Origin of the sequence: Legionella moravica DSM 19234 (assembly GCF_000423305.1) — a bacterium.
GTDB classification, from domain to species: domain Bacteria; phylum Pseudomonadota; class Gammaproteobacteria; order Legionellales; family Legionellaceae; genus Legionella; species Legionella moravica.
In genome coordinates this window covers 1-26,714 of record NZ_KE384005.1, presented here as the reverse complement: position 1 = coordinate 26,714, position 26,714 = coordinate 1, and the positions used below count along the sequence as shown (strand labels likewise).

The window sequence follows — 26,714 nt, the reverse complement described above, 5'->3', positions numbered from 1 at the left end:
TGATAATAACTGCATCATTTTGCACGATTTATTCTTTATGGAGTCGCTTCGCGACGCTATTTAATCCCCCTCACCCTTGATCCCTCTCCCCCACGCTGCGCGCAGGGGCGAGGGGAAATTCAGTCTTCTTCTCCCCACGTTGCGCGCGGGACGAGGGGAAGTTCAGTCTCCTTCTCCCCACGTTTCGCGCAGGGGTGAGGGAAAATTCGGTTGAGAACGTTGGGAGTTATAATCAATTTTATCTTGATTCCAGGGGGAATGAATTGATAATTTGTTTTTGCTGTTTGGGTTTTTCAGATAAAGTAATTTTTTTTCACAACTATAAAAAAGTACAAATTCCTTGCATGCATCCGTGGTTTTAAATTATATTGCCCGGTTTTTATACTTAAGTGGAGAATCGAGATGCGCACAAAAAATGATTTTAATCTAGCTAAGCCGGAAGCTGTATCAATTGAAAAGCTACGATTATTAGAAGAACAGCGATTGAGAGCTGAAACTAATGGAATGTTTGCTCCAGCTAAAGCAGGTAGTTTCTTTGTTAAGGTAAGAAATGATCTTGTTGAGAAACACGTGCAGGAAGGACTGGCAAAATTTGATGCACAACAATTACAAAATAGCGCATCAATTACTGAGCCAGATAGCTCATTTAAGCCTGTCTGATTTGATTTTTAGATGAGGAGTTATTCTCCCATTTGATGAGTCTTGTTAGTGCGATATAGTGGTTAGAGCGCTCCAGAACACTTCTGATTTTTTAAATAAGAGGTTTTCTTGAATTGCTTCATCACTATTTATTTTAAAAGGCTGCTGATTATTATGAATACTCCTCAAAATAAACGACTGATTCTACGTTTTGTTGGCTGGTTTTTTTTAATCAACAGCGTCTTATTTTGGGTAATTGGGTCTCTTTATTTAAAAAAAATTCTTCTTTCTCCTACTCTTTTCGCTAATTTTCTGGCGGATTATTCAACTTTTTCAGGAAAGATACTGGTTGTTTGTTTTGCCGTGGTTAATTACTTAACTTATATGATGGCGCTTGCCTTTATTCCCGCTCTCTTTATTGGTATTTTTGCCTATATTATTCCAGCTAAACGTTTTATCTGGTTCTTGAGTGCGTTCATCGCAACCTTAAGTCTTATCCTTTTAATCATTAATAACTGTGTCTTTTCCATGTTCAAATTTCATTTGAATACGGACATTTTTAATTTATTTTTTAATGGGCAATGGCATGATGTTTTTGATTTTTCCCGAAGTGAACTGAAATTGTCCATCATAGTTTTATGCCTGGTTTGGATTATAGAAGTTGTTATTGCTTATTTTGTTTGGAACAAAATCATAGTAACCGACAAGTTTCTCTGCGGACGAACCATCGCTCTTTTTTGGTTGGGCGGTTTTTTGTTCAGTTATTTCACCTTGTTGCAGTCCGTAGATCGAAATAATAATTTATTCAGTCAACAAACGCCCAATTTACCTTTTTATAATCAGCTAATCGTTTATTTAATCCCGGATAAAAACGCAGAAGCATTGCTCGATCGATACGGAGAAGGGCATTTTTATCAGCCTATATTTTCAAATGATCCCTTGAATTATCCTCTTCATCCTTTACAGTGCTCAAGGCCTGAAAATCCGCCGAATATTATTTGGATTATGGTTGATTCGCTGAGGTTTGATAGCCTGAAACCACAATATATGCCCAATTTAATGGCATTTGCAGAACGGAGCTGGCAATTCAAGAGGCACCTAAGTGGTGGGAATTCAACTCAACCAGGGTTATTTTCTTTATTTTATTCTATTCCAAGCAGTTATTGGACTGCAGCGCTGGAGCAAAACATTCCGCCTTTATTGATTCAATTGCTATTAAAATATAGTTACATGATCCGGGTAGTCTGGTCTAGTGAAATGGTCATTCCGCCCTTTGATAAAACGATTTATCTGGGAATATCTAATTTAAATCTGTATGGTGCCTCCGGTGATGATATAGGAAATAAAGATCGATATGTCACCGAGGAGGCACTTCAATTTTTATCGGATAAGGATTTGAAGCAACCATTCTTTCTTAATCTGTTTTATGATGCACCACATGGATATTGTCGAGATCAAAGCTTCCCGGCTCCCTATCAGCCGGCTATAAGTGAATGTTCACGAATCGCCATGACCAATGATGTGGATCCGATTCCTTATTATAATCGGTATTTGAATTCGGTACGTTTTATTGATGGCGAATTGGCAAAAATACTCACACTTCTGGAGGAGCATGGGTACCTGAAGAACAGTATTGTTTTGGTTACATCAGATCATGGCCAGGAATTTAATGACAACAATCTGAATTATTGGGGACATGCTGGTAATTTTACCGATGTACAAGTTCATGTTCCTCTTATTCTTTATTGGCCGGAACAACCGCCACGGGTTATTCAATATGAAACCAGCAGTTACGATGTCGTTCCTACTCTGTTAAAAAGAGCTTTTGACTGTCAGAATCCTATTATTGACTACAGTATTGGTCAGGATTTGCTGGATGAACACAATCGTTTACCCTTTGTCATCTCCGGGAGCTACAGCAATATGGCTCTGATAGAACCGGATCGCCAGACTACGTTACGAACCTCTGGTGGCGCTCTTATTACCAATGTTCGTGGGGAACCCATTCCAAACGCGAAACCTCGAATGCCAATTTTAAAAAAAGCTTTGGAGTTAATGAGATTATATTACAGCCGATAGTATGGCTGGGAATGGAACTTAAATAGAGGCCGTTATAGTTGGTGCGGCATCGTCGTTATTTTCTTCACCATCCGTTGGCGCTTCGGGGGCGCGGGATGGAAGAGGCGCAGGTGTTTGAGATGTTGCAAATAAACCAAATCGTTTTGCGAGCTCATTGATTTGAGGTTTATTATTTACCGATTCTTGCAATGAGTTGTATAGCCTTTTGCGTGCTGGAGTATACAGAGACAGTGCTTCGAGTATTGATACGACGCAGTGGATTAAGTAAGTAAAACTAAAATGATCTTCTTGTTTATGGGCAAGTATTATTCGTCCAAAACTGGGATCTTTGACATCGAATGCGATTTTGGAAAAGCGCTCATCAATGGTTAAGTGTTCATTTTCAGCAAATTCAAGCAATTTATTAATTTTCTCTGTTTTTTCACCAAGTGTTTTTTCATTTTCAAAAAGAGAATAATTGCGTTCAATCGCCAGAGTAGAGATACTGAAATAATTTTTGAATTGGGCCAATGCAACACGTACTGTATCCAGGTGGAAGTATTTTGCAAAATTGTCTTGTTCAAACAGTTTGATTTTTTCTTTTAATAAATTTTTTACCGTCAGATTAATGTCGTCAGTGGTTTTTGCTTCATTGATAATGGTGTCTTTAAAGGTCAACAAATATTCCCTAAGCTTATTACGGTATTCTTTATCGGTATATTGCAGCCCTATGTGACGATTGCAGAACGCCTCCATTTGTTTGTTAAAGGATTCTGTGGTGTATTCTTGAATAAAGAGCAGATTGGCTTGATCCTGTGCTCTGTTTAACTCAGTAAGATACGTCAATTTTTCTCTGGCAGTGTTTAACTGCATTTGATAGGTTGCTTTAATGCCTTGATAGTAATTTTGGCTTGCTTCAAACAGTTCCTTAATTTGCGATAGTTTAGGCTGATAGTCTTTAAGACCGGAATTTAATAGATTATCGAAATTAGGATCGATTTTCTCCGGATCCAAGGTTACTTTGTTCTGGAGCACTACCAGCTTGGGAAGTGCTTTGTTATAGGCTTTGAGCAGTTCTTGTTTGGCACTTGATAGAGCGCGTGGATCAGCGGGTAATAATCCACCTGTCAGAGATTGGTAATTTTTATAATATGAAAAGAAGTTATTGATGTGCTTGTAATTTTTATCCAGTTTTTCCAGGTGCTGTTCCGCGCTATCAATTTTTTGTTGTGTTATTTCAAGTCGTTTTGCCAAAGTTGCTTTATCACAAATAAGGTCGACATGGGTTTTTGCATCCAAATCCAGGGGGCGCAGTAACCCCTTATAAAATTCATCGATGATTTGTTTTAGAGGCCCAGATAATGTACCTGGAATTAATCCTAATTTATCCTCCCAAAGATCGGCTTCAAGTAGCATGGGAGTAAAAATTTTAGGGCCAAATTGATCGAGATTATTAATAACGGTGTCATGAACGGTGCTAATAAACTCATTGAGTTTACTAGTCAGATTGCCGTACAGGCTAAACATATTTGGAACTTGAAGGAATAGCTGAAAATAGGAGCCAGCACTATTGATTATGGATTCAATCTGGACAGCAGAGCGTTTGGCACTAACATGTAATTCATTTAATTCTTCTACAGTCAGAAAATTATTGTTTCGTAAACTTCTGATGTGTTTTGGACTGATATTGAAGGCGTTGAGTGCATACCAAAGCCCGTTGAATTGGACGGGTTTATCATAGTTTACTTCTGTATGCGCTACTTGATAGGGGTCGCTATGTTCCTGAATGGAAGCGTACATCCCTTGAGCTTTTTCTAATAATTCACGACCAATGAGGCTAAAATGAGGATCATTTATAAGGTTCTTGGTCAGTTTCATTATTTCATCGATGTGTCCGTAAGCGAGAAGTAGATGTCTTACATAATTGGTTTGATAACTGCGGTTATCTAATTCTTCAAGCTCAAGAATGATGCCTTCAACATGAAATAGACTATTAAAGATTCGTTTAATCGCCAGAACTTGTTTGCATTGAGCGGCCAATTGTTTGGGATCTTCCAGTTCAGGAAAGGGAATTCCGTCTTTCTGTGGACGCAACTCGGCTTGCATGGATTGATTCAGCGCTAATATGACTTTATAGAGTTCTGTTCTGAAATTATGTGCGTATTTTGAATAATTTGTATGTTTTATTAAATGATGACCTCTGTTTCCAATAGTGGCGTCGTGCGTCAATGAGGACTCTTCATTCTCAGCAGCAAATTTCTTCTGAGCCAACTTTAAATAAGCATTGCTTTTTGTTCTCCACGATGAATCAATATCAGTAAAATATATTTGAAAATGTTCATCGAGTTGGTGGAACAAATCAGTTGCTGGAGCAGGGCTTTGTTCTGTATCACCTGAAAATGAATGCACCAGATATTTATCAAATTCCAGTGCTGCAGCTTTTAATTCAGAGGGTACCCCATTAATGAAATAAGGCTGAAACAGGTTATATAAATTACGGCAGCGTGCCTTAACCGTTTTATCCATGTTGCTGATATAAAGAGCTCCACTGCCTGTCATTCCAGGTACTGCTACTTGTTTTTTTAACAAAGCGATAAATTCATTATAGGCATTTTGGGCAATCTTGAATTTATCTCGTTTGTTTCTATACCATTGATGCAGATCAAGAGCTTGATCCGCACTTAAGTTATTCGGGGTACTAAGAACCTGTTGTCTTCTGACTTCTTTAAAACCAAGATGACGGCGACCGGTTACATCGGTAACTAATTCAAGCTCTTTCTCACCTGCAACTTGGTAAGCCTGGGTGCATACAGCTTTTAGTTGATTAAAACTGGTTTTGTTTGTTTCGCTGGGTTTTAACTCACTGACGGTTTGATTGACTGGGTCAGCGTAAATCAATTCTTTATTATTAAACAAAATGACGGCACTTCTGCCTTTTAGCAATGTTTTAATTTCGTCAAATTTCAATTCAGTAGAATTTAAGGTATGCCCTGCTGCAGAAGTTACCTCTTGCAACCTGGGTAAATATTGTTCTTTTGAGGCAAGGATTAATGAAACATCATGAGGAACATTGTTCAATTTTTTCCAGGATATGATTGCTGTTTCAAGTTGACCTTCAGGACTGATAACTTCATATTTCAATCCTTTATCAGTCGTTTCAATATAGAGCGTTTGAGGGTCGTGTTTCTCCATGGCGCACAAATTGAGTTTATCTGTCGGCTTTGTGTGCCCAGCGTCAGCGGTTAACTCCAAAAGCGTGGGTAAGAATTTTTCTTTTGATGCAAGTATATCGCTGACATTGTGAGGAAACTCACTAATCTTATCCCAGGGAATAATGGCAGATACGCGTTTGCCTTGAGGATTAAGTACATCGTATTTTAAGCCTTTTAGGGTTTCCTCAAGATAGAGAGTTTGGGGTTCAAATTGGATTTTTGGTATTGATTTGAGAGTGTATTGATTGGTTAGCCTGAGAAGAGCGCAGGTATCGCTCTGCTTCACTGCTTCGGATTCATCTACAGAAAATACGTTGGTTTGATTATTGTATGGAAACAATACCAGATTGGTTTGTTTATTGACCGAATTAATCAAATCCATATTCAGATTGATGTGAAATATCTGGGTCGCTCGTTTTTTTGATATTAAATCTTGTAATGTATTTTTATGTTCGATTATGAAGCGTACGTGATCTGCGGGTAATTGTTTTCGTAGCCAGCGCAATGGTCTACCCGCCATGGAGAAGTAGCTTTCGGGGCCTTTAAGACTGTCAATGATTTTGCTATTTAAGTCAAAATCTTTTTGCATCATATACGGTTTAATCAGTTTATAATGCGTAATCAGTTGATTTTTTATTTCCGGAGGCAGTTGATTTAATGCACTGTTTTTATAGAGTGGGTTTTCAAGAATTTCATAGAAGCTGCTTAATGCGTCTTCAGCTTTTTGGATTTTAAATAACGCTTTATTAGCCGCATCAATACGGCCATAGGATTTTTCCAGCCTTAAAGCCAGAAAACGAGAGTCCTCTATACTGAGTAATTCCTCACCTTTTACCTGAAAATCAACTGGCTTTGAGGCGTAATGAATGAGCAAGGCATAAAGTGGTTTTATCTTTTCCATTAAGGGATTTGATAAAGTGCCCGGCTTTAACATGGTATTATTTTCAATTTTATCGACAAAGCCAAACAGGGAAGGCAATAGGACATACTTTAATTGAGCAAGATTGCTGCGGATGACGTCCTGAGACGACTGACTAAAATGTCCCATTTGCTCAATAGTGCTTTTGGACAATGTAAGAATGTTCCGCATGATGTGTATGTAATTTAAAACCTTAAATGATAAAAACAGGCTATTTCCCTTTAAATTTTCCAAATCATTTAATAGCTTTAATGCAGTGGTTTGTAGCTCTTCCAGTTTTTCATTATTCAGTGAAGGTTCTTTTTCAATGATTTCAGATGAATATTCCTTGATGTATTGGGTGAATTGATCAATATAACTGGGTAAAACAGCACCAAATTGGGTCAGGAATTTATAGTCCAGGTCAGCACTGTTAGGTTGCATTTGATCTACTGCGGTGCCGGTAATTTCTCCAATTTTATAACTGAGTGGATATTCTCTTAGGGATTCAGCCAGTTTTTTAGTGTCTTCAGAGTGGCTGTCTGCAAAGGCCATTAATTTTCCAGCCAATGGAAGAAGCAGCTGTAATTCTTCACTGAACATTTCTCTTACATCAACATCCAGGTGAGTTAATAAATAACACGCCTGATACGCTTTATGGATGGTATTTTGATAAAGTAGCTTTAAACTGGAATAGGTTCTGCCTTTTAAATCAATTTGCTCAATATCTTCTAAGGCCAATCGGGCATAATATAGTGCGTTGATCAGTTTCTTGATTTGAGAAATATTATCAGGATTGAGATCATAATTGGTATAAGGCTCTCCTTCTTTATTAATTTTACTTAGATAGGGAGCTATACGAGGATTAAAATTTTGACTTAGTAAGGTATCAAGAATTCGGGTATGAATTGCAGCAATTGATTTGGAAAACTGATGTTCTTTAAGTGACTCCAACAGTTTTATTTTTTCTGAAATCAACTGAATTTTTTCTGAAATCATCAAAATACCAAATACGTTAATTGCTTTTATTATAGTTGATCATTATTAAGTTAATATTAACATATTAGTTTTAATAAGCTATCTGATAATAATTTTTTAAGAGTGTCTATCGATTGGTCGTTTTGCGTTAATGCTTGATTTGATTCAATTTCAATCCCAACGTATTCTGCATCGCTGAATTTTTTGCGCAAGGATGTAGTAAATCCATCACTGATACCCTTATACGGATAATTTCGTCGTACTCTAATGCCTGGATTTAATTGGTGTATTTCATTTTGCAATCGTTCACAAAGAACTTTTTCTGAAGGCCGTTGAGGATTGTAGAGTAATCCTATATCGGTTGAGCGAATTTGGCCATTCATTACAGGGGTAAAGCTATGGATTGAAAAGTGCCATACTTGACGCTTTTGATGGATGTGTTTTTGAATAATATTAGTCACTTCTTCCCGAAAAGGTTGATAATACAGCTTTATGATGTTTCTTTTTTCTTCATCAGGCAGGTTTCGGGTGACTTCAGAAAAACAAGATGGGCGATTCAGAGTTCTGTTGCAATCAATCAATAATCGAGTTGTATGAGCCTGAATAAAATCGCAGGGTAGAGTATCCTTTAAATGCAGAGCTATCTCTAAAGCACCAAAATCAATTCCTCGATGTGTTTTTAATAATTCTTTGAATGGCGCAAATAACGCGGTGTATTCCTTGGGGACGGTATCTACAGCATGTTCACAACTAATTACTATCGCAATAGTGTTCATTAGGGTCTAAATTGTTGATTAGCGAGCAAACTATAAGCAAGTTGTGCGTACACTCTTTTTAATGAGTCTCTATTGTTGTTCTTGCCTACTGCCTTCAGGATGCGCTGACTTAAATTGCCTTGACTCAAAATCAATTCCAGCGCGGATTGTTGTTTCTCAGTCAATTCAGAGCTAACCTGTTCTATAAGCATAGACCATACTTCATTGAGTGTCATGGATCGTGATGGGAGTTGCCATTGTTTTAACAGCTCCATGTCTTCTACCTGAGTATTCAATCCTGTTTCTATGGCGCGATCAAAAATGTGTTTTAATCTTGGGGTATCGCAGGGATTTTCCAGATAATAACGTGATGAAGCTTGCCAGTTTTTTAAAACAGCGTTTATTGCGTGAGCGATGGCTATATCAGCCTCTACACATTCCTGACTGTCCAGAATACGAATTTCGATTGCTTTGCAATTAAATTTGGGAATAGCGGCTCTTGAATTGAGCCATTGATACTGCAAAATACCTTCGGGATCATAAGGTCTTATGTCTTGATACATCGGGTTAAGAATTTTTTGCTGATATTCTTCTTCTGAACTTATAAATTCGGGAATGACATCACCGCTGATTGATGGAATCCTTTGTTGATTTCGGCTGTAAAAATACAGTCTCGAATCCAGTAATCCGGTGGCTTTTCCATCAAGAACAGGTGTACTTGCAGCAAGGGCGGGTAATAGCGGCAGAATCAAACGAATGAGATTATGCAGCTGATAAAATTCTTCCTGATTTGCGTAGGGCAGGTTGACATGCATGCTCTGTAAATTGGACCAGCCATGACCTTTGCAATCAAATATAGCATCAAATTGTCTGTATATTTCATTATTACCATAAGGCCAGCGTACAGTCTCTGTGTGCGGATTCATCCAGGGATGTGCTCCAGTAGGTAATAATAATAAATTGTGTTGATCGAGTAGCGGCTGTAATTCCAGTATGGTCTTTTGGAAGTGCTCTGTTACTGGGGTATCAGGCGGTTTGGGGCCATTATTTTTTAATTCAAGAACATGCATTACCAGTTCATTGCTGATGGCAATATCACCTAATTCAACCTCATCAGCCTGATGACCTGCCAGAGCACTTAATATCAGGTCGCTTTTGGGTTGGATATTCAAGGTGTCCTTATCCACCAGCATGTATTCAATTTCTATACCCAATACTGAAAAAATAGAGAAATCAGACATAGCCATGCTTCCTGCGGATGCGTTGAAGAAACACGTTCATGATCTGGTGATATAAATTTTCACCTAAAATTTGATCTTCGAGGCCGTTATCTACATTAGGGTTGTCATTGACTTCGATTACATAATGTTTGTCGCCATGACTTTTAATATCAACACCATATAAGCCATCACCAATCAAACGCGTGCTTTTCAGGGCGATTTTCAGGATGGCTTCGGGAACAGCATGGATGGGCAGGGTTTCATGATCCCCTTCTTTTTGCTCTTGTGCACCATGCCAATCATAGATTTGCCAATGTCCCTTGGCCATGAAATATCTGCAGGCAAATAAAGCTTTATTATCCAATACTCCTATCCTCCAATCGAATTCAGTAGGAATAAAGGGTTGGACTACCACCAAATCAGATGTCTTGAAGAATTGGCTTAACGATTTGATCAAACTTTTTTCATCATCAATTTTCACTACGCCATGCGAAAAGGCACTGTCCGGTTTTTTTAAAACGCATGGGAATTCAATTTTTGGGAGAACTTGATCGTATTTACTGATGAACAGAGTTTCGGGTGTTCTGATTTGATGGCTGCTTAGTAATTCGGCAAGATAGACCTTATTGGAACATTTGATGATGGATTGTGGATCGTCTATTACAACCAGATTTTCTTGGGCTGCTCGACGTGACAAGCGATAGGTATAATGGTTTACTGATGTCGTTGCCCTAATAAATAAAGCGTCGTATTCAGCGATCGATTTGCTTTCATTTTTATCAATCAAATCAACGTTGAGTCCTAATTCTTCACCGGCAGAAATAAACATTTCCAGGGCTTTTTTATTGGATGGGGCATTCTGCTCAGTAGGATCTATCAGGATAGCGAGATCATGAAAACGTTGTTTTTTACGCCATTGATGCACTCTTTTTTTGGATAAATAGCTTTCTGCTGATTGGCGCATAAACTCCAGATGATGCTCAGGCACATCTTTAAGAGATAAAGGGGTTAATGTTTTTATTCGCCATTGTTTTTTCTTTTCAAGAGTAAATCGAATGAGCGGTAAAGGAAACAATCCATGCAATTGTTTGGCCAGGGTAGAATAGCGTTTTGCCATATTTTGACCAAAATACAGACTCAGAATAAATTCATTGCCCTTAATGTCATGCAAACTGTGCTGAATTTCTTCATGTGTATCCTGGGATATTAATTTGGATAAACTGACATTATGGACATCTTGTATGCTATGGACCGAAGGTAATGCTTTATGATCACGTGCCTGTGCCAAAAGTGACACATAATAACCTATTGTTTGATAGTTATAATCTCGACAGAGATTAATCACTCGGTAGGATTTATTTTGATGGTACTCGTCCCCACTCAAATAGTCCAAGGCATGTACTGTTGGGGCAAGCTTGCTTAAAAAAGACCAACTTGCAAGATCATCTGTAACAATAACTGTTTGCATTTATCTCTCTTTGGATTGATTTATGGGCATCCTGGCACCATAAGTTAGTACACCAAGCATTATAGAGTTAATCAAGCAACATACTTACTTTATAATAATTATTGTGACGCTGTAGACTTTGAGTATAGCAATCTATTGGCGTGATACAAGTCAAAAATGATCGAACATAACCTCATCCAAAACTGGTTTGTTTTGTAGAGCAAAGTGCAGGTCTGATGAAATCCCCCCCATTACTTCATTCACAATTTCTGTTGCCTCGATCCTGGGATGTTTGGGTAACCTTGAAGTAAAGGAGATGATGGCGGTTTATAAGTCGGAATCCATTTCAATACTGGGTATCGATGAGTCACTAAATGCCTTGATTTTTAGGCTCGATAATCAGGAGATTTCCATCATAAGTGATGACCCCCAGCATAATGGAGTTGATTAATCGATTAATACTCACTTTATAGTAGTTATTATGAAACAGTGGATTTTCAGCATGTGGGTCGGCAATAACAACGTGTCGTTTTTGGGTGTCGTATCCGCAAAGGACAACAAAATGTCCGCAGGGTGAGCCACGCACATCATCGTAAACTGACTTTCCCTCAGGAGTAAAATATTCTCTTGCGCTCCAATACAGGTTAGTAGCGCTTAAACCGGTTATTATGGGTATTTTCCGAGTAAAATATTTTTTCAGAAGAGTAACATCGAGCGGATGTGCTGAGACTTTACCGCCTAATTTTAAATACTCAATAAAGGCCTCCGATGCATGCGTGATGTAAGGATCGTTCTTATAGTTCATCTGGGCATCAAGCTTATCGATAAGAAATTTATTATCTACTGAACCATTATGAAACCAGCTTGGATCGAAGATATTCAGGTTGTAGATGTAAATATTGGCATTAAATCCTTGCAGCAAAGCATGTTTACCGAGCATTGCAGATAGTGTTCCGCCAGATATGGATCGATCTATAGTCTGGATTATTTCCTTTAAATCATATTCTAATCCGTAGTATTGATAGACCGCATGAAGGCATGTAGGGCCACAGCTTTCATCATCAGGTTGCGTTTGGATAATTAATTCAATCATTTGAGTCAACCCCGATCGCGTTCAACAAAGGCTCTTTATGATTAAAAATTAGACTTCTATTGGTGTTTTGTCAACTGCTCTCACCAAAGGGAACGCGTCGCTACGATGGCGTTTTAAGATAATTGAACGGATAGAGTATCAAGCCAACCTAGCGGACTACTTTGATGGAGAGTTCAAGAATAAAATCCGCCACTTCCTCTGGTTCGGTGAGGTAATTGGTATACGCTTTAATTATCAATGGCTTATTGATTCGTTCACCAGAGGCCTTGGAATCTTCAATCATTTTTTTGACAGATTCTCCTTCGGAGCAAACGAAATAGACATCGGACTCCGGTCTTTTTAAAAATTGAGCTTGAAATGATTTAAATACAAGAGAGGTTTTACAAGCCGCACGTTCCGCATGGTAAAAACCATGCAATCCGCCAGCCAAGTCAGCGCCTACAGCCAAAGCACCAAAATACATTGAATTTAAATGATTGCGGCTGCGTCTTTTCAAAGGCAAGCAGATTACAATATCGCTGTCTGTCAGCTTGATGAGACGAGGTTTTAAATAACCTATCATGGCCACTTTGAAACGACCAAAATACCAGAGAAAAAATTTAAAGCGGGTGAAGATACTCATGCATTATCCTTAATCTGTAACTGCGTGATTATTTTTTTAACCCCTCGAATGGCATTCACTCTATTGATAATCGAAGCAATTGATTGAGCACTTTTTACATCTCCAGACAGGGTTACTACACCATTGGTCGTTGTTGCATTGATTCCGACAAGAGGAATGGACTCATCATCCAACACTTTGGCTTTTAATACGGCCGTTTCAACTCGTGCGGTGATAAAAGCATCCGTGAAGACCGTGTTGACTTTTTTAATGTATAAATCTTTGATTCGGACGGATTTAACTCCTTTTGTGTTTTTTGTAATGCGCAATGCATCAACAAATGCTTGCCGGTCCCCTACATAACCGCTTAGTTTTACCACACCATGGTCAGTAGCGATTGAAATTTTTAACGGGTTCAGATTTTTATTCTCAGCAAATTGAGCGGTTATTTTTGCAGTGATTACTGAATCACTGAGTTCCTGCTCAATTTCTTTGAGGTTATTTGCATTGAGTTGATTTAAAGTCAAAATCAATATGGCTGCAATTAAAAAATAAATACGTTTTTGCATAGTGCTCTCTCTTAGCCTTATATTCAAACAGATATTAGATGAGGAGTATCGTTTTTAGTTGGTATAGTCTAATCCATTGTAGCTGCATATTTAAATATTAGGCAGAACATTTATCTTTAAACTCTGAATGATATAAGGATCCTCTGAAGCTCCCGTTCGCTCCAATATAGTGAGTTTGAAGTTAAGTCGAACATTAAATTCAGGGATAAATACCACCTGGTTTACAATCCAATAGTTCATTCCTGAGGCCTTACCTGATGCTAGAGTGACAGGCCAGCCTTCCAGTGCAGGATGCAGGGTTAATTTTTCTGAGCGGATTTTATCCAGATTGCCTCCACCGCCAAGAAATCCGGTGATGCCTTCCCATGCATTAATGGAATAATTGTCTTTAACGTCCTCGTATGCTGAGAGTGGTTTGTCGTAACTGACCGATAAAGTATTGATCAGTGTTTGGGTTACCCATTGTGACAAAAGGTCATTTTCTTCGGCATGAATCACGGGTGATGTAAGGCATAGGATCAATAATAACGCAGAACACAGCGGGAACGATTTCATAAACGAAAATCCTTTTGGCTCAGTAAAAAGGACGATTTGTTATATTATTATAGCAGAGATATACTCTGACTCTTTTTAACTCGGTTTATTGGTTTATATGCATACTATTTCCATTCGTGGCGCAAGAACTCACAACCTTAAGAATTTGGATCTGGATCTTCCTCGTGATCAGTTAATCGTCATTACGGGGTTGTCTGGCTCAGGGAAATCATCTCTGGCCTTTGATACCTTGTATGCAGAGGGTCAACGGCGTTATGTTGAATCTTTATCCGCTTATGCCCGACAATTTCTTTCCATGATGGAAAAGCCGGACGTAGATTCTATAGAAGGTTTGTCTCCGGCAATATCCATTGAGCAAAAGGCTACCTCTCATAATCCTCGCTCTACCGTCGGTACCATTACGGAAATTTATGACTATTTACGTTTGCTTTTTGCCCGGGTAGGTGAGCCTCGCTGTCCAACTCATAAAACCAGTTTGCATGCTCAGACGATCAGTCAAATGGTCGATCAGGTGTTGGCTTTGCCTGCTGACAGCAAAGTCATGATTTTGGCTCCCGTTGTTCGTGATCGAAAAGGGGAGCACGTACAATTATTGCAACAATTGCAAGCTCAAGGATATGTACGCGCCCGAATTGATGGGGCGCTTTGTGAGCTGGATTCACCGCCTAAACTGGGGTTGCGTACCAAGCATACGATCGAAATCGTGGTCGACCGTTTTAAAGTCAGGCCTGACATCGCTCAACGTTTGAGTGAATCCTTTGAAAATGCTTTGAATCTGGCAGACGGGATAGCCATAGTAGCATCTATGGATGATGAGTTTGATGAACTCCTGTTTTCTTCAAAGTTTGCCTGCTCTGAATGCGGCTACAGTTTGAGTGAATTGGAACCACGATTATTTTCCTTTAATAATCCTGCAGGTGCTTGTGGTTCATGCGATGGTTTGGGGGTCGATCAGTTTTTTGATCCGGCTCGGGTCATTCATGATGAAACGGCCAGTCTGGCTGAAGGCGCGATTAGAGGTTGGGATAAGAAAACCTCATATTATTTCAGCATGCTTGAATCCCTTGCCAAGCATTATGGTTTTGATATTAATACCGCATTTTGTGATTTGCCTGAGGCCATGCGGAAGGTCGTTTTATACGGCAGTGGTCATGAGGTAATCGAATTTAATTATCATAGGCCCAATGGCGGGTATATGGTGAAACGGCATAGTTTTGAAGGGATAATTCCCAATATGCAACGTCGTTATCGTGAATCGGATTCTGGGATGATACGGGAGGAACTGGCTAAATATTTATCTTCCCGTCCTTGCCAGGCTTGCCAGGGCGCGCGTTTACGTGAAGAAGCCCGTAATGTTTTTATTGAAAATAAAAATCTGCCGGAACTGTGCGCCTATTCAATTGAAAAGGCATATGAGTTTTTTAAAGAATTAAGTCTGCCTGGGTATCGTGGTGAAATCGCAGCAAAAATTAATAAAGAAATCGTTGAACGTCTGGGGTTTCTGGTTAATGTTGGTTTGGATTACCTCTCTTTAACGCGGAGTGCAGAGACCTTGTCAGGAGGAGAAGCTCAGCGTATTCGTTTGGCAAGTCAAATTGGTTCAGGTCTTGTCGGTGTCATGTATATTTTGGATGAGCCGTCTATAGGATTGCATCAACGAGATAATGATCGTTTGTTACAGACCTTAATGCATTTACGCAATCAGGGGAATACGGTGATTGTTGTCGAGCATGATGAGGATGCCATTCGCAGCGCTGATTTCGTTTTGGATATTGGTCCTGGAGCAGGAGTACATGGCGGCGAGGTGGTGGCTAGTGGTACTCCGGGTGAGGTAATGAGGAATCCCTCTTCATTAACTGGCCAATATTTATCTGGAAAGCAATCCATCGAAATCCCCAAGACTCGTTTGCCCGTAAATCCTGAACGTATGCTGCATTTAAAAGGAGTGACCTGTAATAATTTGCAGAACGTAGATGTAAGTATTCCTTTAGGCTTGCTTACTTGTATTACAGGGGTTTCTGGTTCGGGTAAATCCAGCTTAATCAATGATACCTTATACCCCATTGCAGCGAATACCTTAAATCGCGCCAGTATCTTTTCTCCTGGTGGAATCAGAGAGTTATCCGGTCTGAATTTATGTGACAAAGTGATCGATATTGATCAAAGTCCAATTGGCCGTACGCCTCGTTCCAATCCTGCTACTTATACGGGTATTTTTACACATATCAGGGATTTGTTTTCCGGAACGCCTGAATCTCGTGCTCGTGGTTATCAACCCGGTCGATTCAGTTTTAATGTGAGGGGCGGGCGTTGTGAGGCCTGTCAGGGCGATGGTCTCATTAAAGTTGAAATGCATTTCTTGCCCGATATTTATGTTTCATGTGATGTGTGTCATGGAAAGAGGTATAACAGAGAAACGCTTGAAATTCAGTATAAAGGCAAAAACATTCATGAGATTTTGGACATGACGGTTGAGGATGCCTGTCACTTCTTTTCGGCAATTCCTGTTTTGGCTCGAAAATGTCAAACCTTAATGGATGTTGGTCTGTCCTATATTAAGCTAGGGCAAAGCGCCACAACTCTTTCTGGCGGTGAGGCGCAACGGATTAAGTTAGCGCGTGAATTATCAAAACGAGACACTGGCAATACTTTGTATATTCTGGATGAACCAACCACCGGATTGCATTTTCATGATACCAAACAATTATTAAGTGTATTATCTCGATTGCGAGAGCAGGGTAATACCATTGTAATTATTGAGCATAACCTTGATGTAATTAAAACAGCCGACTGGATTATTGATTTGGGGCCAGAAGGAGGGAGCAAAGGCGGGCGAATTATTGCTACAGGAACCCCTGAAATGGTGGCTCAATGCAAGGGGTCTTATACCGGGCAATTTTTGAAACCCATTCTGGCAAAACAGAATTAAGGAAAAAATGATTAGCCCTTTAGGTAAATAACCCTTGTTACAATCAATTATGTCTTAGCTTCGGGTAGCTACCGTTAAATAAATCTAAGCCGAATTCCCGCGGCGAAGGCCGCGGGATCTAAAACTTGTATGCCATCATCATGGATACCGCGAACAATTCGCGGCACGTAGTCTGCGGAGATGAATTGCAAACACGTCCCAATTTTTGTGAGGATCTCTCAGGGACAAGTCGTGGGACGTTGACGGCTGGTGAAATGTCAACAGACGCTCGCTGGGATGGGAATGATTTAAATGAATCATTCTCTACCAGCTCTGTATTGGTAATGCGTATTAGTTTACAGAGTGCTATTGTCATTTTTCTCATTTTCAGGCTATAACTAAATGTAGGAAATCATCTACAGGGTAAAAAAAATGGGTACTTTTTTTATAGTATTATTAGTCATAGCCGCCCTTATATTTATTTGGGCGATAAGCATTTATAACACGTTGATAGGCCTTATCGAGGCGATCAATAACAATAAAAAACAAATTGATATTCAACTGGATAGACGTTTTAAAGTCTTTGAGTCGTTGATTGAAACGGTAAAAAAATATATGGATTATGAGAAAACCACTTTAAAAGATGTTGTGGCTTTACGTAACCAGGCTCAAGAAGCGAAAGCTGCGGGCAATGAGCAAGCTCGTATGGATGCAGAAAATGGAATTTCCAAAATTGCTGCAGGTATCAATTTAGTATTTGAACAATATCCTGACTTGAAAGCCAGCCAAAACGTCTTGCAATTACAGGAAGAAATCGTCAATACCGAGAATAAACTGGCTTACTCCAAACAGGCCTACAACGACAGCATTGAGCGTTATAACGCCAAGAAAAAATCCTTTTTTGAATCGATTGTAGTGTCTGTATTTTCTGCTTCTCTGGATAAGCAATTTATTTATTGGGGTCTTCCTGAGGAACAGATTCAAGCGAAAGAAGATTATACGGTCAAACTCTGAGAGTAGACTATGAGTATAGCGGATTACCATGCTGCGGCTGGAGATTGGCGGGCACAGTTAAAACAAAATGAGCGCAAGACTCGGAGAGTTATCGCGCTCTTTTTTTTAGTTTATATCATTGTTGGCTTGATTGCGGATACCTTTGTTTTGCAATCCATGTATCCTCGTATCAGTTTGGAACAAAGTTTCCTGGCTTTGATCACGTTTAAGTTTGTTCCCTTGGCCACTTTGCTTATGGTGGTTTTTGCCGCGGTTTCCCTGATGATTACCTATGCCTTTTATGATCGAATTATGCTTCTGGGAACTGAGTATAGAGAGATTAATCCTGAAAGCGCACAAACCGTCCAGGAAAAGCAACTCTATAATGTGGTTGAAGAAATGAAAGTAGCGTCCGGATTACAGTATATGCCCAAGGTTTTTGTCATTGAAGCCGATTATATGAATGCTTTTGCCAGTGGCTACAGCGAGAAATCTGCCATGGTCGCCATTACTCGAGGATTAATGGAAAAACTGGACAGGGCAGAACTTCAGGCAGTTATGGCTCATGAGTTAAGTCATATTCGGCATCATGATATTAAATTAACCTTGATGGTTGCTGTACTTAGTAATATTTTATTGATTGTGATTGATGTTTTATTTTATTCCGTAATTTATAGACGTGACCGAAGAGAAGATAATCGATTATTAACGGTTATCATTGTATTACGTTATGTTTTGCCCATCATCACGGTTTTATTGACTTTGTTTTTAAGTCGTACTCGAGAATATATGGCAGATGCGGGTTGTGTTGAATTGATGCGTGATAATGAGCCTATGGCTCGAGCGTTGCTCAAAATAAGTCAGGATCATGAGAGCAATGCAGAACGCTACGCGAAGGCTTATGGTGAGACCCCGCATGAGCAGGTACGGCAGGCATCCTATCTTTTTGATCCCTCCCATATCGATCCCGTCAAATCTTTAAGCAGTGCTTTTTCAACTCATCCCTCGGTAGAACAACGTTTGGAAGCTTTGGGGTTTAAAAGGAAATAAGCGGAATTTATAATAGAGTGTGTTGCTCATTTATTTGTTCCGCCATCGTATCTAGCCCCTCTTACTAACCTTTTCACCTGGCTAGTTTATTTGAATATTCATTATTTTTAATTTCAGCATTCAAATCATCTATATCTATAACATTGGTGTTGCTTTGAGTTTGAATTTGACTAATTGTTTTCGCCAAAGTTCCCTCTGGATTTATTTCTTTTCCGTCTTTTATTATTTGATTTTTTAGATCCGTTAGTAAAATCTCTATTTTGCTCTGCTCAGTTTGAGTATTGCTAAAACTATCAAGCTTTCCTTCCTTTAAACCGTAAGGGTCATGATCTTTTAACACGGTTTCAACAGCAGCAACATTCTTTCGATTCCAAGCGCCACTAAATAATCGTGCCAGATGCTCATAGCCTTTAGAATAATAGGGTTGGTTGCCAGAATATTTGCCAAGTAATGTTATTGCATCATAATAGGAAAATTCTTCATTGCTCTTCGTTTGCTTTACAGCATGGACTGTGTTGTTACTTTTAATTTCTTTATTGACTTCGTAGACGTTGATAATGACTAATTTGCTTTCAGTCTGGATTTTATCGATGCATTTGGACAGGGCACCATGGGGATTAATTGGTTTACCTGCAAGAATTAATTGTGTTTTTAAATCTTCGAGTAATGCCTTGATTTTGTTAATTTCGGGCTGGGGGGAGCTAAAATCATTAAATTTCCCTTCATTTAAACCATGAGGATCATGGTCTTTTAACACTGCTTCGACGGCAGCAATATTGTTCCGGTTCCATGCACCGTTAAAAATTCGTGCTGTGGATTCAAATTCTTTATCGTAATAAGGTTTGCGTTTATAATAATTTCCGAGTAAAGCAATTGCATCTATATAATCAAAGTCTGACATTATTCTCTCCTTAATCTATATGCTCTTTTATATTCAACTAATCGAATATCTATCGAATGCATTAGTCATATTATAATCTCACTGTCTTTATTTTGTCCATTTATTTCGAGAGATGAATTAATTTGCAAGAAGTGATGCCATATTGAGTCAGTTTTTTCGTGTTATATTCTTTATCGACGTTATATGACCACTTAAATCTAAGGTTTGTTCATAGTGTGGTTTAGAAACGGTGTTCAGCGGATTCAATAGATGCTGAGCCAGCCTCTTGTGAGAACTGCCATCATGATTATGATAAACTGTAAGCCAATCTATCATTAAATTCGTTATTGAGTGGTACATTAAGACTCAACTTACTCACGTAAACCGACGCCTTTTTTCAGCAGGATCATATTGGTTATCGTTAATACTACAAGCATGCCGATAATGATGATCATGGCCAGACTCATACTCACTTCTTCCTGGCCAATCATGGCATGTCGCAGAGCATTGACCATATACAAAATGGGGTTGAGATAGGAAATATGCTGCCAGAATGGAGGTAGCATATCGATGCTGTAAAATACACCGCCCAAATAGGTGAGAGGGGTCAGGATAAAGGTGGGTACCAGCATAATATCATCAAAGTTTCGAGCTACCATCGCGTTGGTGAAACCGGCTAGTGAAAACACTGCAGATACTAACAAAACAACCAACAGAGTCATGGGCAAGTGATTCATGTCTATGGTCAGGAAAAAGCTGGCAATAAGAAAAACCAGAATGGCAACGATGAGTCCTCTGAACACCCCACCTAATACATAGCCCAATAATAAGAGGCTGTTATGCATGGGGCTGATTAGCATTTCTTCAATGCTTTTTTGAAATCGGACACTAAATAACGAGGAAGACACGTTTCCGTATGCATTGACAATTACGGACATCATAATCAGTCCGGGAGCAATAAACATGGGATAACTTATTCCCTGAATAGTGCCAATTCGAGGTCCTATCAGACTACCGAATATGAGAAAATAAAGAGTTGTAGTAATGACTGGAGGTAAAAAAACCTGGCTGGCAATGCGAAACATACGCACCAGTTCACGTCGTACCAGAGTATAGAGGGCAATAAGTTGTTGTCTAATGGCCATTTTTGATGAGATCCATAAAAAGCTCTTCCAAGCGGTTTGTTTTATTGCGCAAACTATGGACTGTTATACCATGTTGGGTAAGCACATTAAATACTTCATTCAAGTTAATGTTATTATCAACGCGTAATTCGAAGGTATTCGCATCAATTACTGTTGTCTTAAATGAGGGGATATCTGGCAAAGCACTGATCGGTGTTTCAGTATTAAATATAAAAGTCTGATGGCGCAGGGTTTGTAATAATGCCTTCATCGACGAATTTTTTATAATGACGCCTTTGTCTATGATGGCAATGTTTTTACATAATTGCTCAGCCTCCTCCAGATAGTGGGTGGTGAGAATTATTGTTGTTCCTTCTTTATTGGTACGAGTTAAGAACTCCCACATACTTCTTCTGATTTCGATATCCACGCCGGCCGTGGGTTCGTCAAGTATGAGTACCTTAGGTTGGTGAATTAATGCCCGTGCTATCATCAAACGTCGTTTCATACCACCGGACAGTTGGCGAACTATGGATTTTCTTTTGTCCCAGAGTCCCAGTTGTTCCAATAATGACTCTGCTCTGGGTAAGGCTTCTTGACGCGTAATTCCATAATAGCCTGCCTGGCTTAATAAAATCTGGATTGGGTTTTCGAATATATTGAGATTGACTTCCTGGGGGACCAGGCCCAGACATGATTTTGCTTGCTCTGGATCTGTATCCAAATCATAGCCGTGAATCTTGATGGTTCCCGAAGTTTTATTGACTAAAGTTGTAATCATGCCAATGGTTGTCGATTTGCCTGCGCCATTCGCGCCTAAAAGGGCAAAAAAATCACCGGTATTGACGGATAAATCAATGCCTTTTACCGCTTGAACACCATTGGTATAGGTTTTGGATAGCTGTTTGATGTCTAAGGCAAGCATAATGAGTTCGATGAAATAAAAAGTTCATTATACATGATTATAATGATTCCACAGCTGTCTTCTGTTTCATTTTTTGAATGAGAAATGTGAGCAGGTTTGGTTTTGTTAATTGAGCTATTTTAAAGTCTCTGTCCATGAATCGGATTCAGAATCAGAATCTGAATCCGATTCATTTAGTTGTCGTCTTCGACTATCGAATGCCTCCAATAAAACGTCTATTAATGGGTTGTTTATTAGCTTTTTTTTTCCAAAGAAATTGAGGACGGGGTCGAACTGGATGTGTTGCTTTTTTGCCCATTTCTTTTGGCCAATTCATCTTTTAATTCTTTAAAGAAGCCCTCTCCGTTAAACACTTTGCCTGGTTCTGCTGGTTTATTCGATGCTGATGGGGGCGGTGGGGGGGCTTTGGGGGGCGCTTTAGGCGGTACCAACGGGGTAGATACTGAATTGTGCTCTTCTGCAACAAGAGGCGTGGATGGTGTGTCCTGAACTGACTCCGCTGAGGGAGGTGCGCTGATATCTGTCGGAATTTGAGACGGAGGGCTAAAACGCCCTTTAATTTCTGACTCTTCTATCGGTGGTTCTTTCGGACTTATTGAATCTGGTGCAACTGTCATTGCATGAGAACTACCTGGTCTTCCTCCTACAATTTCATGAAGTGTATTGAGTAAATCAGCAAATGAGGCTAATTGGCTTTGGGCTGAAGAAATTTGAGGTTGGAGAGATAGAAATAACTGGTCATTACGAACTTGTTCTTTTAAGCGTCGATTCTCGGCAGCAATGTGGTCGTATTTGATTTTTAACTCTTCATATTGTTTCTTGACTAATTCAAGTTCAGAAACATGGGCTATTCTGGAATACTCCTGAGCTTTTTGTCTTGAATCCAATGCCATGCTGAGATCGCTTATCAATCGTTCTGAGGCGATTCCTTCCGGTGCAATCTTAATGTGTAAGGGGGTATCTCCTTTCATTGCGCTGATTGGAGTATAAACTTTTACGGCAGAGTTATATTCAATTAAACAATCGTTCCAACAGGTCAGCAAATAAGGATTCGTTTTTGCAGAGAGGTTTATCGGAATGGTAATGTATTCAATGACACTGGCGTCATGAATTGCTTCTTGGTTCGAAGTGACAAGCATTAAAATCTCTTCAAAATAGCCACATATACCACTATGGTTTTGTTCCTTTTGCCATCCCAGCGAGCCAAGCATTGAAGATGCACCCGTTTTTTTATAGTGGGTTACAAATTTATTAAATGATTGCAAAAATTCCTTACTCAATGGCATCCTGAACTCCTAATCCTTGGAAGCTGATGTGATTCATTTAATATCAATTGATCTTAAAACTCAATAAGTTTGAATTAAAATTTTCACCTTGAGCGAAATAAATCGCTTTGGTGGGAAAAAAGTAACAAAATGACTGCTACGAGGGTTTGTTCGATGGTATATTGATTAAAAAACAGGGCAAAGATAAGACTATTTTTTTATTGTGCACACATTTGTTTCATGCAGGCTTTTGTAAATTTAAGCGATATAACACAGTTTTTGCATCGATAAGGCGGTATTTTCGTACACGGTGTATACCTAATAATGGAGGTTTTAGTGAACTCAATGGACAAGCGCGATACTGATTTATTTTTACCCATGCAATTAGGCTCCCTCACTCTGGCAAATCGGATTGTGATGGCTCCTTTGACCCGCAGTCGCGCGGGAAAGGGCGACGTTCAAGGCCTCATGAATGCTGAGTATTATGCCCAGAGAGCTTCAGCGGGTTTAATTATTTCTGAAGCAACACAAATTTCCCAACAGGGGAAGGGGTATGCCTTTACTCCGGGTATATATACAGAGCAACAAACGGCCGGTTGGAAGTTAGTCACTGAAGCGGTTCATCAAAAAGGGGGCGTTCTCTTTGCCCAGTTATGGCATGTGGGGCGAATTTCTCATCCTGATTTACAACCCGATAATCAGTTGCCTGTGGCTCCGTCTGCGATACAACCGGCTGGTAAGGCCTATACTGAAACAGGTTTTAAAGATTTTGTTACCCCTCGAGCATTAGAGCTCAACGAATTACCAGGAATAGTTGACCAATACGTTCATGCCGCCCGGTGTGCCCAAAAAGCCGGTTTTGATGGAATAGAAATACACGCTGCTAATGGATATTTATTGGAGCAATTTTTAAGCGATAAAACAAATAAACGCACCGATAGTTATGGCGGCAGTATTGAAAACAGAGCTCGTTTATTATTGGAGGTAGTGGAAGCATTGACTGCTGTATGGCCAGCAGAACGTGTTGGGATCCGACTGTCCCCGGTCAGTCATGCGAATGATATTGATGACAGCACACCGATGGAAACATTTTCTTATGTAGTGAAGCAATTAAATCATTTCGGCTTGGCCTACATACATTGTGTTGAGGGGGAAACGATTGGGCCACGTACCATTCCAGATAATTTCAGTTTTGCTAAATTAAGATCTCTTTATAAGGGAATTTATATTGCCAATAACGGATATGATCTGGAGTTGGCTTTAAAGGCCCGTGCAGAACATTTGGCTGATCTCATTTGCTTTGGTCGGCCTTTTATTGGCAACCCGGACTTGGTTGAGCGCTTGAAAATTGGCGCTGAATTGGTGGTAGCACCAAAGGAAACATGGTATGGCAATGGAGCTAAAGGCTATACTGATTGGCCTGAGCATCATTAGGTTTCCTGAATCAGAACAGGATTTAGATAGGTAGTGAACGGCATATGTGTTGGAGCTGTCTTCATCCATCCGGTAAGGCTGTAGCGAGTTCGGTGAGTAAGACAGACTTCATGGGGTAATTCACTGTTGAAACAAATGAAACGATTGCCCCTTGGCACTATTTTTTGAAGGAACTGATCTTCTTTGGAATAAAGTATTAACTCTCCGCCAAAATCCTCTTGCCAGTGCTCATTTAAATAATACACACAAGAGATTTTTCGAGTTTTTTGCGTAGCAAACTGGTCAACGTGTTTTTTATAGTATGTACCGGGCTGGTAGACTGCAAAATGGGTTTCAAATTCAGTCAGTCCGAGAAATAAGGTGCGATTTAGTAAACATGCCAGCTCATTGGTTTGTTTCAAATAGGCTTGAACAGACGGTTCCGATGTTTGTTCTTCCAGCCAACATATTTCATCCGTTCTGATGGCTTGATTATTATGGGCTTGCAATTTACGCCCGATTCGAGCATTGCGAAATTCACCTTGTTGATGCAGGTTTTGGCAATAAAGAATTAACGCTCGGTAGTGTTCTGGAGCAATGAATTCATCAATAAGGTGATATCCCTGGGTACAGATGTTATGACTTATTATTTCAGGATCAAGCAAGTGTTAACCTTGTGAGCAGTCTGTGATGCGAATTGTACGCCAAGATACAATTCTTGCAAGTCTTGTCCTCTGAGCGTCTCTGTACCTGACAAAAAAATCTGTCCTGCCCGCCCTTCCAATTAGCCATAAGTATTTCTTGACGAAATGCTAAATTGATAATTCCACATGTTATCGAAATCACGCTAAAATGTCCTTCTCCCTCAGGGAGAAGGTGCCAACGGCGGATGAGGGGATCACACATCATTCATTAAATACTTTTAGATAACATCCATTACTAAATTTAATTGTTGCTGTACTTCATTACTCCAAAACCTTAAAATTTCATAGCCTGAATTATTAAGAGAGTTAGTCCTTCTGTTATCGTATTCATTTTGCCTGCACTCATTCTGCTGACCACCATCTATCTCAAAAATTAGGGTCTGTTGACAATTCAAGTTTCGACGTCCCGCGACTTGTTCCTGTCTCTTGGTCACAAATATGGAATCTTGGAGAAAAGTCAGATTTGCGTGCAGGTTGAACGAAACCATTCTGAAAAAGCGCAGCATAGATGGCTATGTGAGCATTTTTCAGAATGGTTTTCGCTCAAGATGCACCAAATATGGCTTTTCAGTGAGTTGTGCACAAGAGTCAGCGACTTGTTCGTGGGATCCAATTCATTTTTTATAGGCGCAATATATTCTTGTTTTGCGCAAGATCTATCGATTCCGCGAACAAGTCGCGGAAAGTAGGCTTGAATATAATGAAAGGTCAATAGCCCCTAATCTTTTTTCGATACAAACGAAATCTACAATATAGGTACCAATAGGGCATTGTCTTCTGAATTTAAATCCTTGAAATCGTTGTGATCCAGGTGAGGTCCATATTTTAATTTCCATGCAGGAGCTGTTTTTGCGTAGACTATTTGCGTTATCAATTAATCCCATGTATTTAATTCATTTTTGGTTAGACTAAGTATTTTAAAAGATAATTTTATCGTTTAAAGATCCCCTCATCCGCCGTTGGCACCTTCTCCCTGAGGGAGAAGGACATTTTAGCGAGATTTCGATAACATTTGGAATTAAATATTTAGCATTTCGTCAAGAAATACTTAAGGCTAATTGGAAGTGCCAGCCTGCGCGGGCTGAGTGATCCCCTGATATTTTTTGAACAACTAGAATTTACCATTTTCTAGCCAACTCCTGCTCCATCAGGGTTGGCAAGTTTTCATAGTCAATATTGAGCTCTTGTAGCTTATCAAATTCAATCATCAACTGCCCCAGATAGAAATAAGAGAATACTTTTTTATCTCTGACGGTGTTTGCCTGAAAAACGCGTTGGTAATTTTGGCTATGGGCGATGACCCCGATAATCCAAAACATCAGTTGAACAATAGCAGCCAAAAGCATCTTAACTCCCCAACGATAAATGCTTTTTGTGTGCGCATAACGTGCTGATAAACCCAATTGATGACTTTTAATATCTCGAAA

General features: G+C 39.5%; 21 protein-coding genes and 1 pseudogene. 6 read left to right on the top strand and 16 right to left on the bottom strand.

All coding sequences use genetic code 11. The features are described from left to right. Positions 1-402 precede the first annotated feature (402 nt). Together G543_RS0116405 and G543_RS0116400 are read left to right on the top strand one after the other, a co-directional pair. Complete coding sequence (locus G543_RS0116405) at positions 403-660, top strand: hypothetical protein (protein ID WP_028385495.1); 258 nt, start codon at positions 403-405, stop codon at positions 658-660. Between the two features lie 153 nt (positions 661-813). Further along, positions 814-2,718 (top strand): DUF3413 domain-containing protein, encoded by a 1,905-nt coding sequence (locus G543_RS0116400; protein WP_028385494.1) that lies wholly within the window; start codon positions 814-816, stop codon positions 2,716-2,718. Positions 2,719-2,736: 18 nt separating this feature from the next. Here G543_RS0116400 and G543_RS18200 read toward each other — a convergent pair whose 3' ends face one another. The 8 genes from G543_RS18200 to G543_RS0116360 all read right to left on the bottom strand — a co-directional run bounded on the left by G543_RS18200 (position 2,737) and on the right by G543_RS0116360 (position 14,025). After that, the gene (locus G543_RS18200; RefSeq protein WP_238584758.1) at positions 2,737-7,785 is read right to left on the bottom strand and encodes a protein SdhA; all 5,049 of its coding nucleotides are present in this window, start codon (positions 7,783-7,785) and stop codon (positions 2,737-2,739) included. 77 nt (positions 7,786-7,862) lie between these two features. After that, a complete protein-coding gene (locus G543_RS0116390; protein ID WP_028385493.1) occupies positions 7,863-8,561 on the bottom strand; it encodes an N-formylglutamate amidohydrolase in 699 nt (232 codons plus the stop codon). Beyond that, a complete protein-coding gene (locus G543_RS0116385) occupies positions 8,561-9,781 on the bottom strand; it encodes a glutamate-cysteine ligase family protein (protein WP_028385492.1) in 1,221 nt (406 codons plus the stop codon). The genes G543_RS0116390 and G543_RS0116385 overlap by 1 nt, the downstream gene beginning before the upstream one ends. Then, positions 9,774-11,228 carry a RimK family protein gene (locus G543_RS0116380; RefSeq protein ID WP_028385491.1) on the bottom strand — a complete coding sequence of 485 codons (1,455 nt, stop codon included), beginning with the start codon at positions 11,226-11,228 and terminating at the stop codon, positions 9,774-9,776. Before G543_RS0116380 ends, G543_RS0116385 begins: the two co-directional genes overlap by 8 nt. Positions 11,229-11,577: 349 nt before the next feature. Further along, on the bottom strand, positions 11,578-12,300 hold the full coding sequence (locus tag G543_RS0116375) for a C39 family peptidase (RefSeq protein WP_028385490.1): 723 nt from the start codon (positions 12,298-12,300) through the stop codon (positions 11,578-11,580). Between the two features lie 148 nt (positions 12,301-12,448). After that, positions 12,449-12,922: a hotdog family protein gene (locus tag G543_RS0116370; protein WP_028385489.1), complete on the bottom strand. Its 474-nt coding sequence runs from the start codon at positions 12,920-12,922 to the stop codon at positions 12,449-12,451. Continuing rightward, entirely contained in the window at positions 12,919-13,470 is a 552-nt protein-coding gene (locus G543_RS0116365) for a BON domain-containing protein (RefSeq protein WP_028385488.1), read from the bottom strand. The genes G543_RS0116370 and G543_RS0116365 overlap by 4 nt, the downstream gene beginning before the upstream one ends. A gap of 90 nt (positions 13,471-13,560) precedes the next feature. After that, positions 13,561-14,025 carry a DotI/IcmL/TraM family protein gene (locus G543_RS0116360; RefSeq protein WP_028385487.1) on the bottom strand — a complete coding sequence of 155 codons (465 nt, stop codon included), beginning with the start codon at positions 14,023-14,025 and terminating at the stop codon, positions 13,561-13,563. Positions 14,026-14,122: 97 nt separating this feature from the next. On the opposite strand from G543_RS0116360, the gene uvrA reads away from it, so the two are divergent. The 3 genes from uvrA to htpX all read left to right on the top strand — a co-directional run bounded on the left by uvrA (position 14,123) and on the right by htpX (position 18,976). After that, positions 14,123-16,954, top strand: coding sequence for an excinuclease ABC subunit UvrA (gene uvrA / locus G543_RS0116355; RefSeq protein WP_028385486.1), 2,832 nt, complete (start codon positions 14,123-14,125; stop codon positions 16,952-16,954). 411 nt (positions 16,955-17,365) lie between these two features. Continuing rightward, positions 17,366-17,947 carry a LemA family protein gene (locus G543_RS0116345; RefSeq protein WP_028385484.1) on the top strand — a complete coding sequence of 194 codons (582 nt, stop codon included), beginning with the start codon at positions 17,366-17,368 and terminating at the stop codon, positions 17,945-17,947. 9 nt (positions 17,948-17,956) lie between these two features. After that, entirely contained in the window at positions 17,957-18,976 is a 1,020-nt protein-coding gene (htpX, locus tag G543_RS0116340; RefSeq protein WP_028385483.1) for a zinc metalloprotease HtpX, read from the top strand. 73 nt (positions 18,977-19,049) lie between these two features. Here the strand turns inward: htpX and G543_RS0116335 are convergent, their stop codons facing one another. From G543_RS0116335 to G543_RS18540, 4 genes are all read right to left on the bottom strand, one after another. Then, positions 19,050-19,877 (bottom strand): hypothetical protein, encoded by an 828-nt coding sequence (locus tag G543_RS0116335; protein WP_028385482.1) that lies wholly within the window; start codon positions 19,875-19,877, stop codon positions 19,050-19,052. Positions 19,878-20,227: 350 nt separating this feature from the next. Beyond that, positions 20,228-21,001, bottom strand: a complete 774-nt coding sequence (locus tag G543_RS0116330; protein WP_028385481.1) for an ABC transporter permease — start codon at positions 20,999-21,001, stop codon at positions 20,228-20,230. Next, the gene (locus G543_RS0116325) at positions 20,991-21,905 is read right to left on the bottom strand and encodes an ABC transporter ATP-binding protein (RefSeq protein ID WP_028385480.1); all 915 of its coding nucleotides are present in this window, start codon (positions 21,903-21,905) and stop codon (positions 20,991-20,993) included. Before G543_RS0116325 ends, G543_RS0116330 begins: the two co-directional genes overlap by 11 nt. Before the next feature lie 233 nt (positions 21,906-22,138). Further along, a complete protein-coding gene (locus G543_RS18540) occupies positions 22,139-23,191 on the bottom strand; it encodes a hypothetical protein (RefSeq protein WP_051190758.1) in 1,053 nt (350 codons plus the stop codon). A gap of 324 nt (positions 23,192-23,515) precedes the next feature. On the opposite strand from G543_RS18540, the gene G543_RS0116315 reads away from it, so the two are divergent. Continuing rightward, positions 23,516-24,604: an alkene reductase gene (locus G543_RS0116315; protein WP_035922637.1), complete on the top strand. Its 1,089-nt coding sequence runs from the start codon at positions 23,516-23,518 to the stop codon at positions 24,602-24,604. Here G543_RS0116315 and G543_RS18190 read toward each other — a convergent pair. The 4 genes and pseudogenes from G543_RS18190 to G543_RS18180 all read right to left on the bottom strand — a co-directional run. Continuing rightward, complete coding sequence (locus tag G543_RS18190) at positions 24,601-25,248, bottom strand: 2OG-Fe(II) oxygenase (RefSeq protein WP_051190757.1); 648 nt, start codon at positions 25,246-25,248, stop codon at positions 24,601-24,603. The genes G543_RS0116315 and G543_RS18190 overlap by 4 nt on opposite strands. 257 nt (positions 25,249-25,505) lie before the next feature. Continuing rightward, a complete protein-coding gene (locus tag G543_RS19600) occupies positions 25,506-25,775 on the bottom strand; it encodes an endonuclease domain-containing protein (RefSeq protein WP_035922635.1) in 270 nt (89 codons plus the stop codon). Positions 25,776-25,943: 168 nt separating this feature from the next. After that, positions 25,944-26,171, bottom strand: a complete 228-nt coding sequence (locus tag G543_RS18845) for an endonuclease domain-containing protein (RefSeq protein ID WP_081675702.1) — start codon at positions 26,169-26,171, stop codon at positions 25,944-25,946. Between the two features lie 234 nt (positions 26,172-26,405). Further along, positions 26,406-26,714 (bottom strand): annotated as a pseudogene (locus G543_RS18180) (hypothetical protein); the annotation flags it as partial.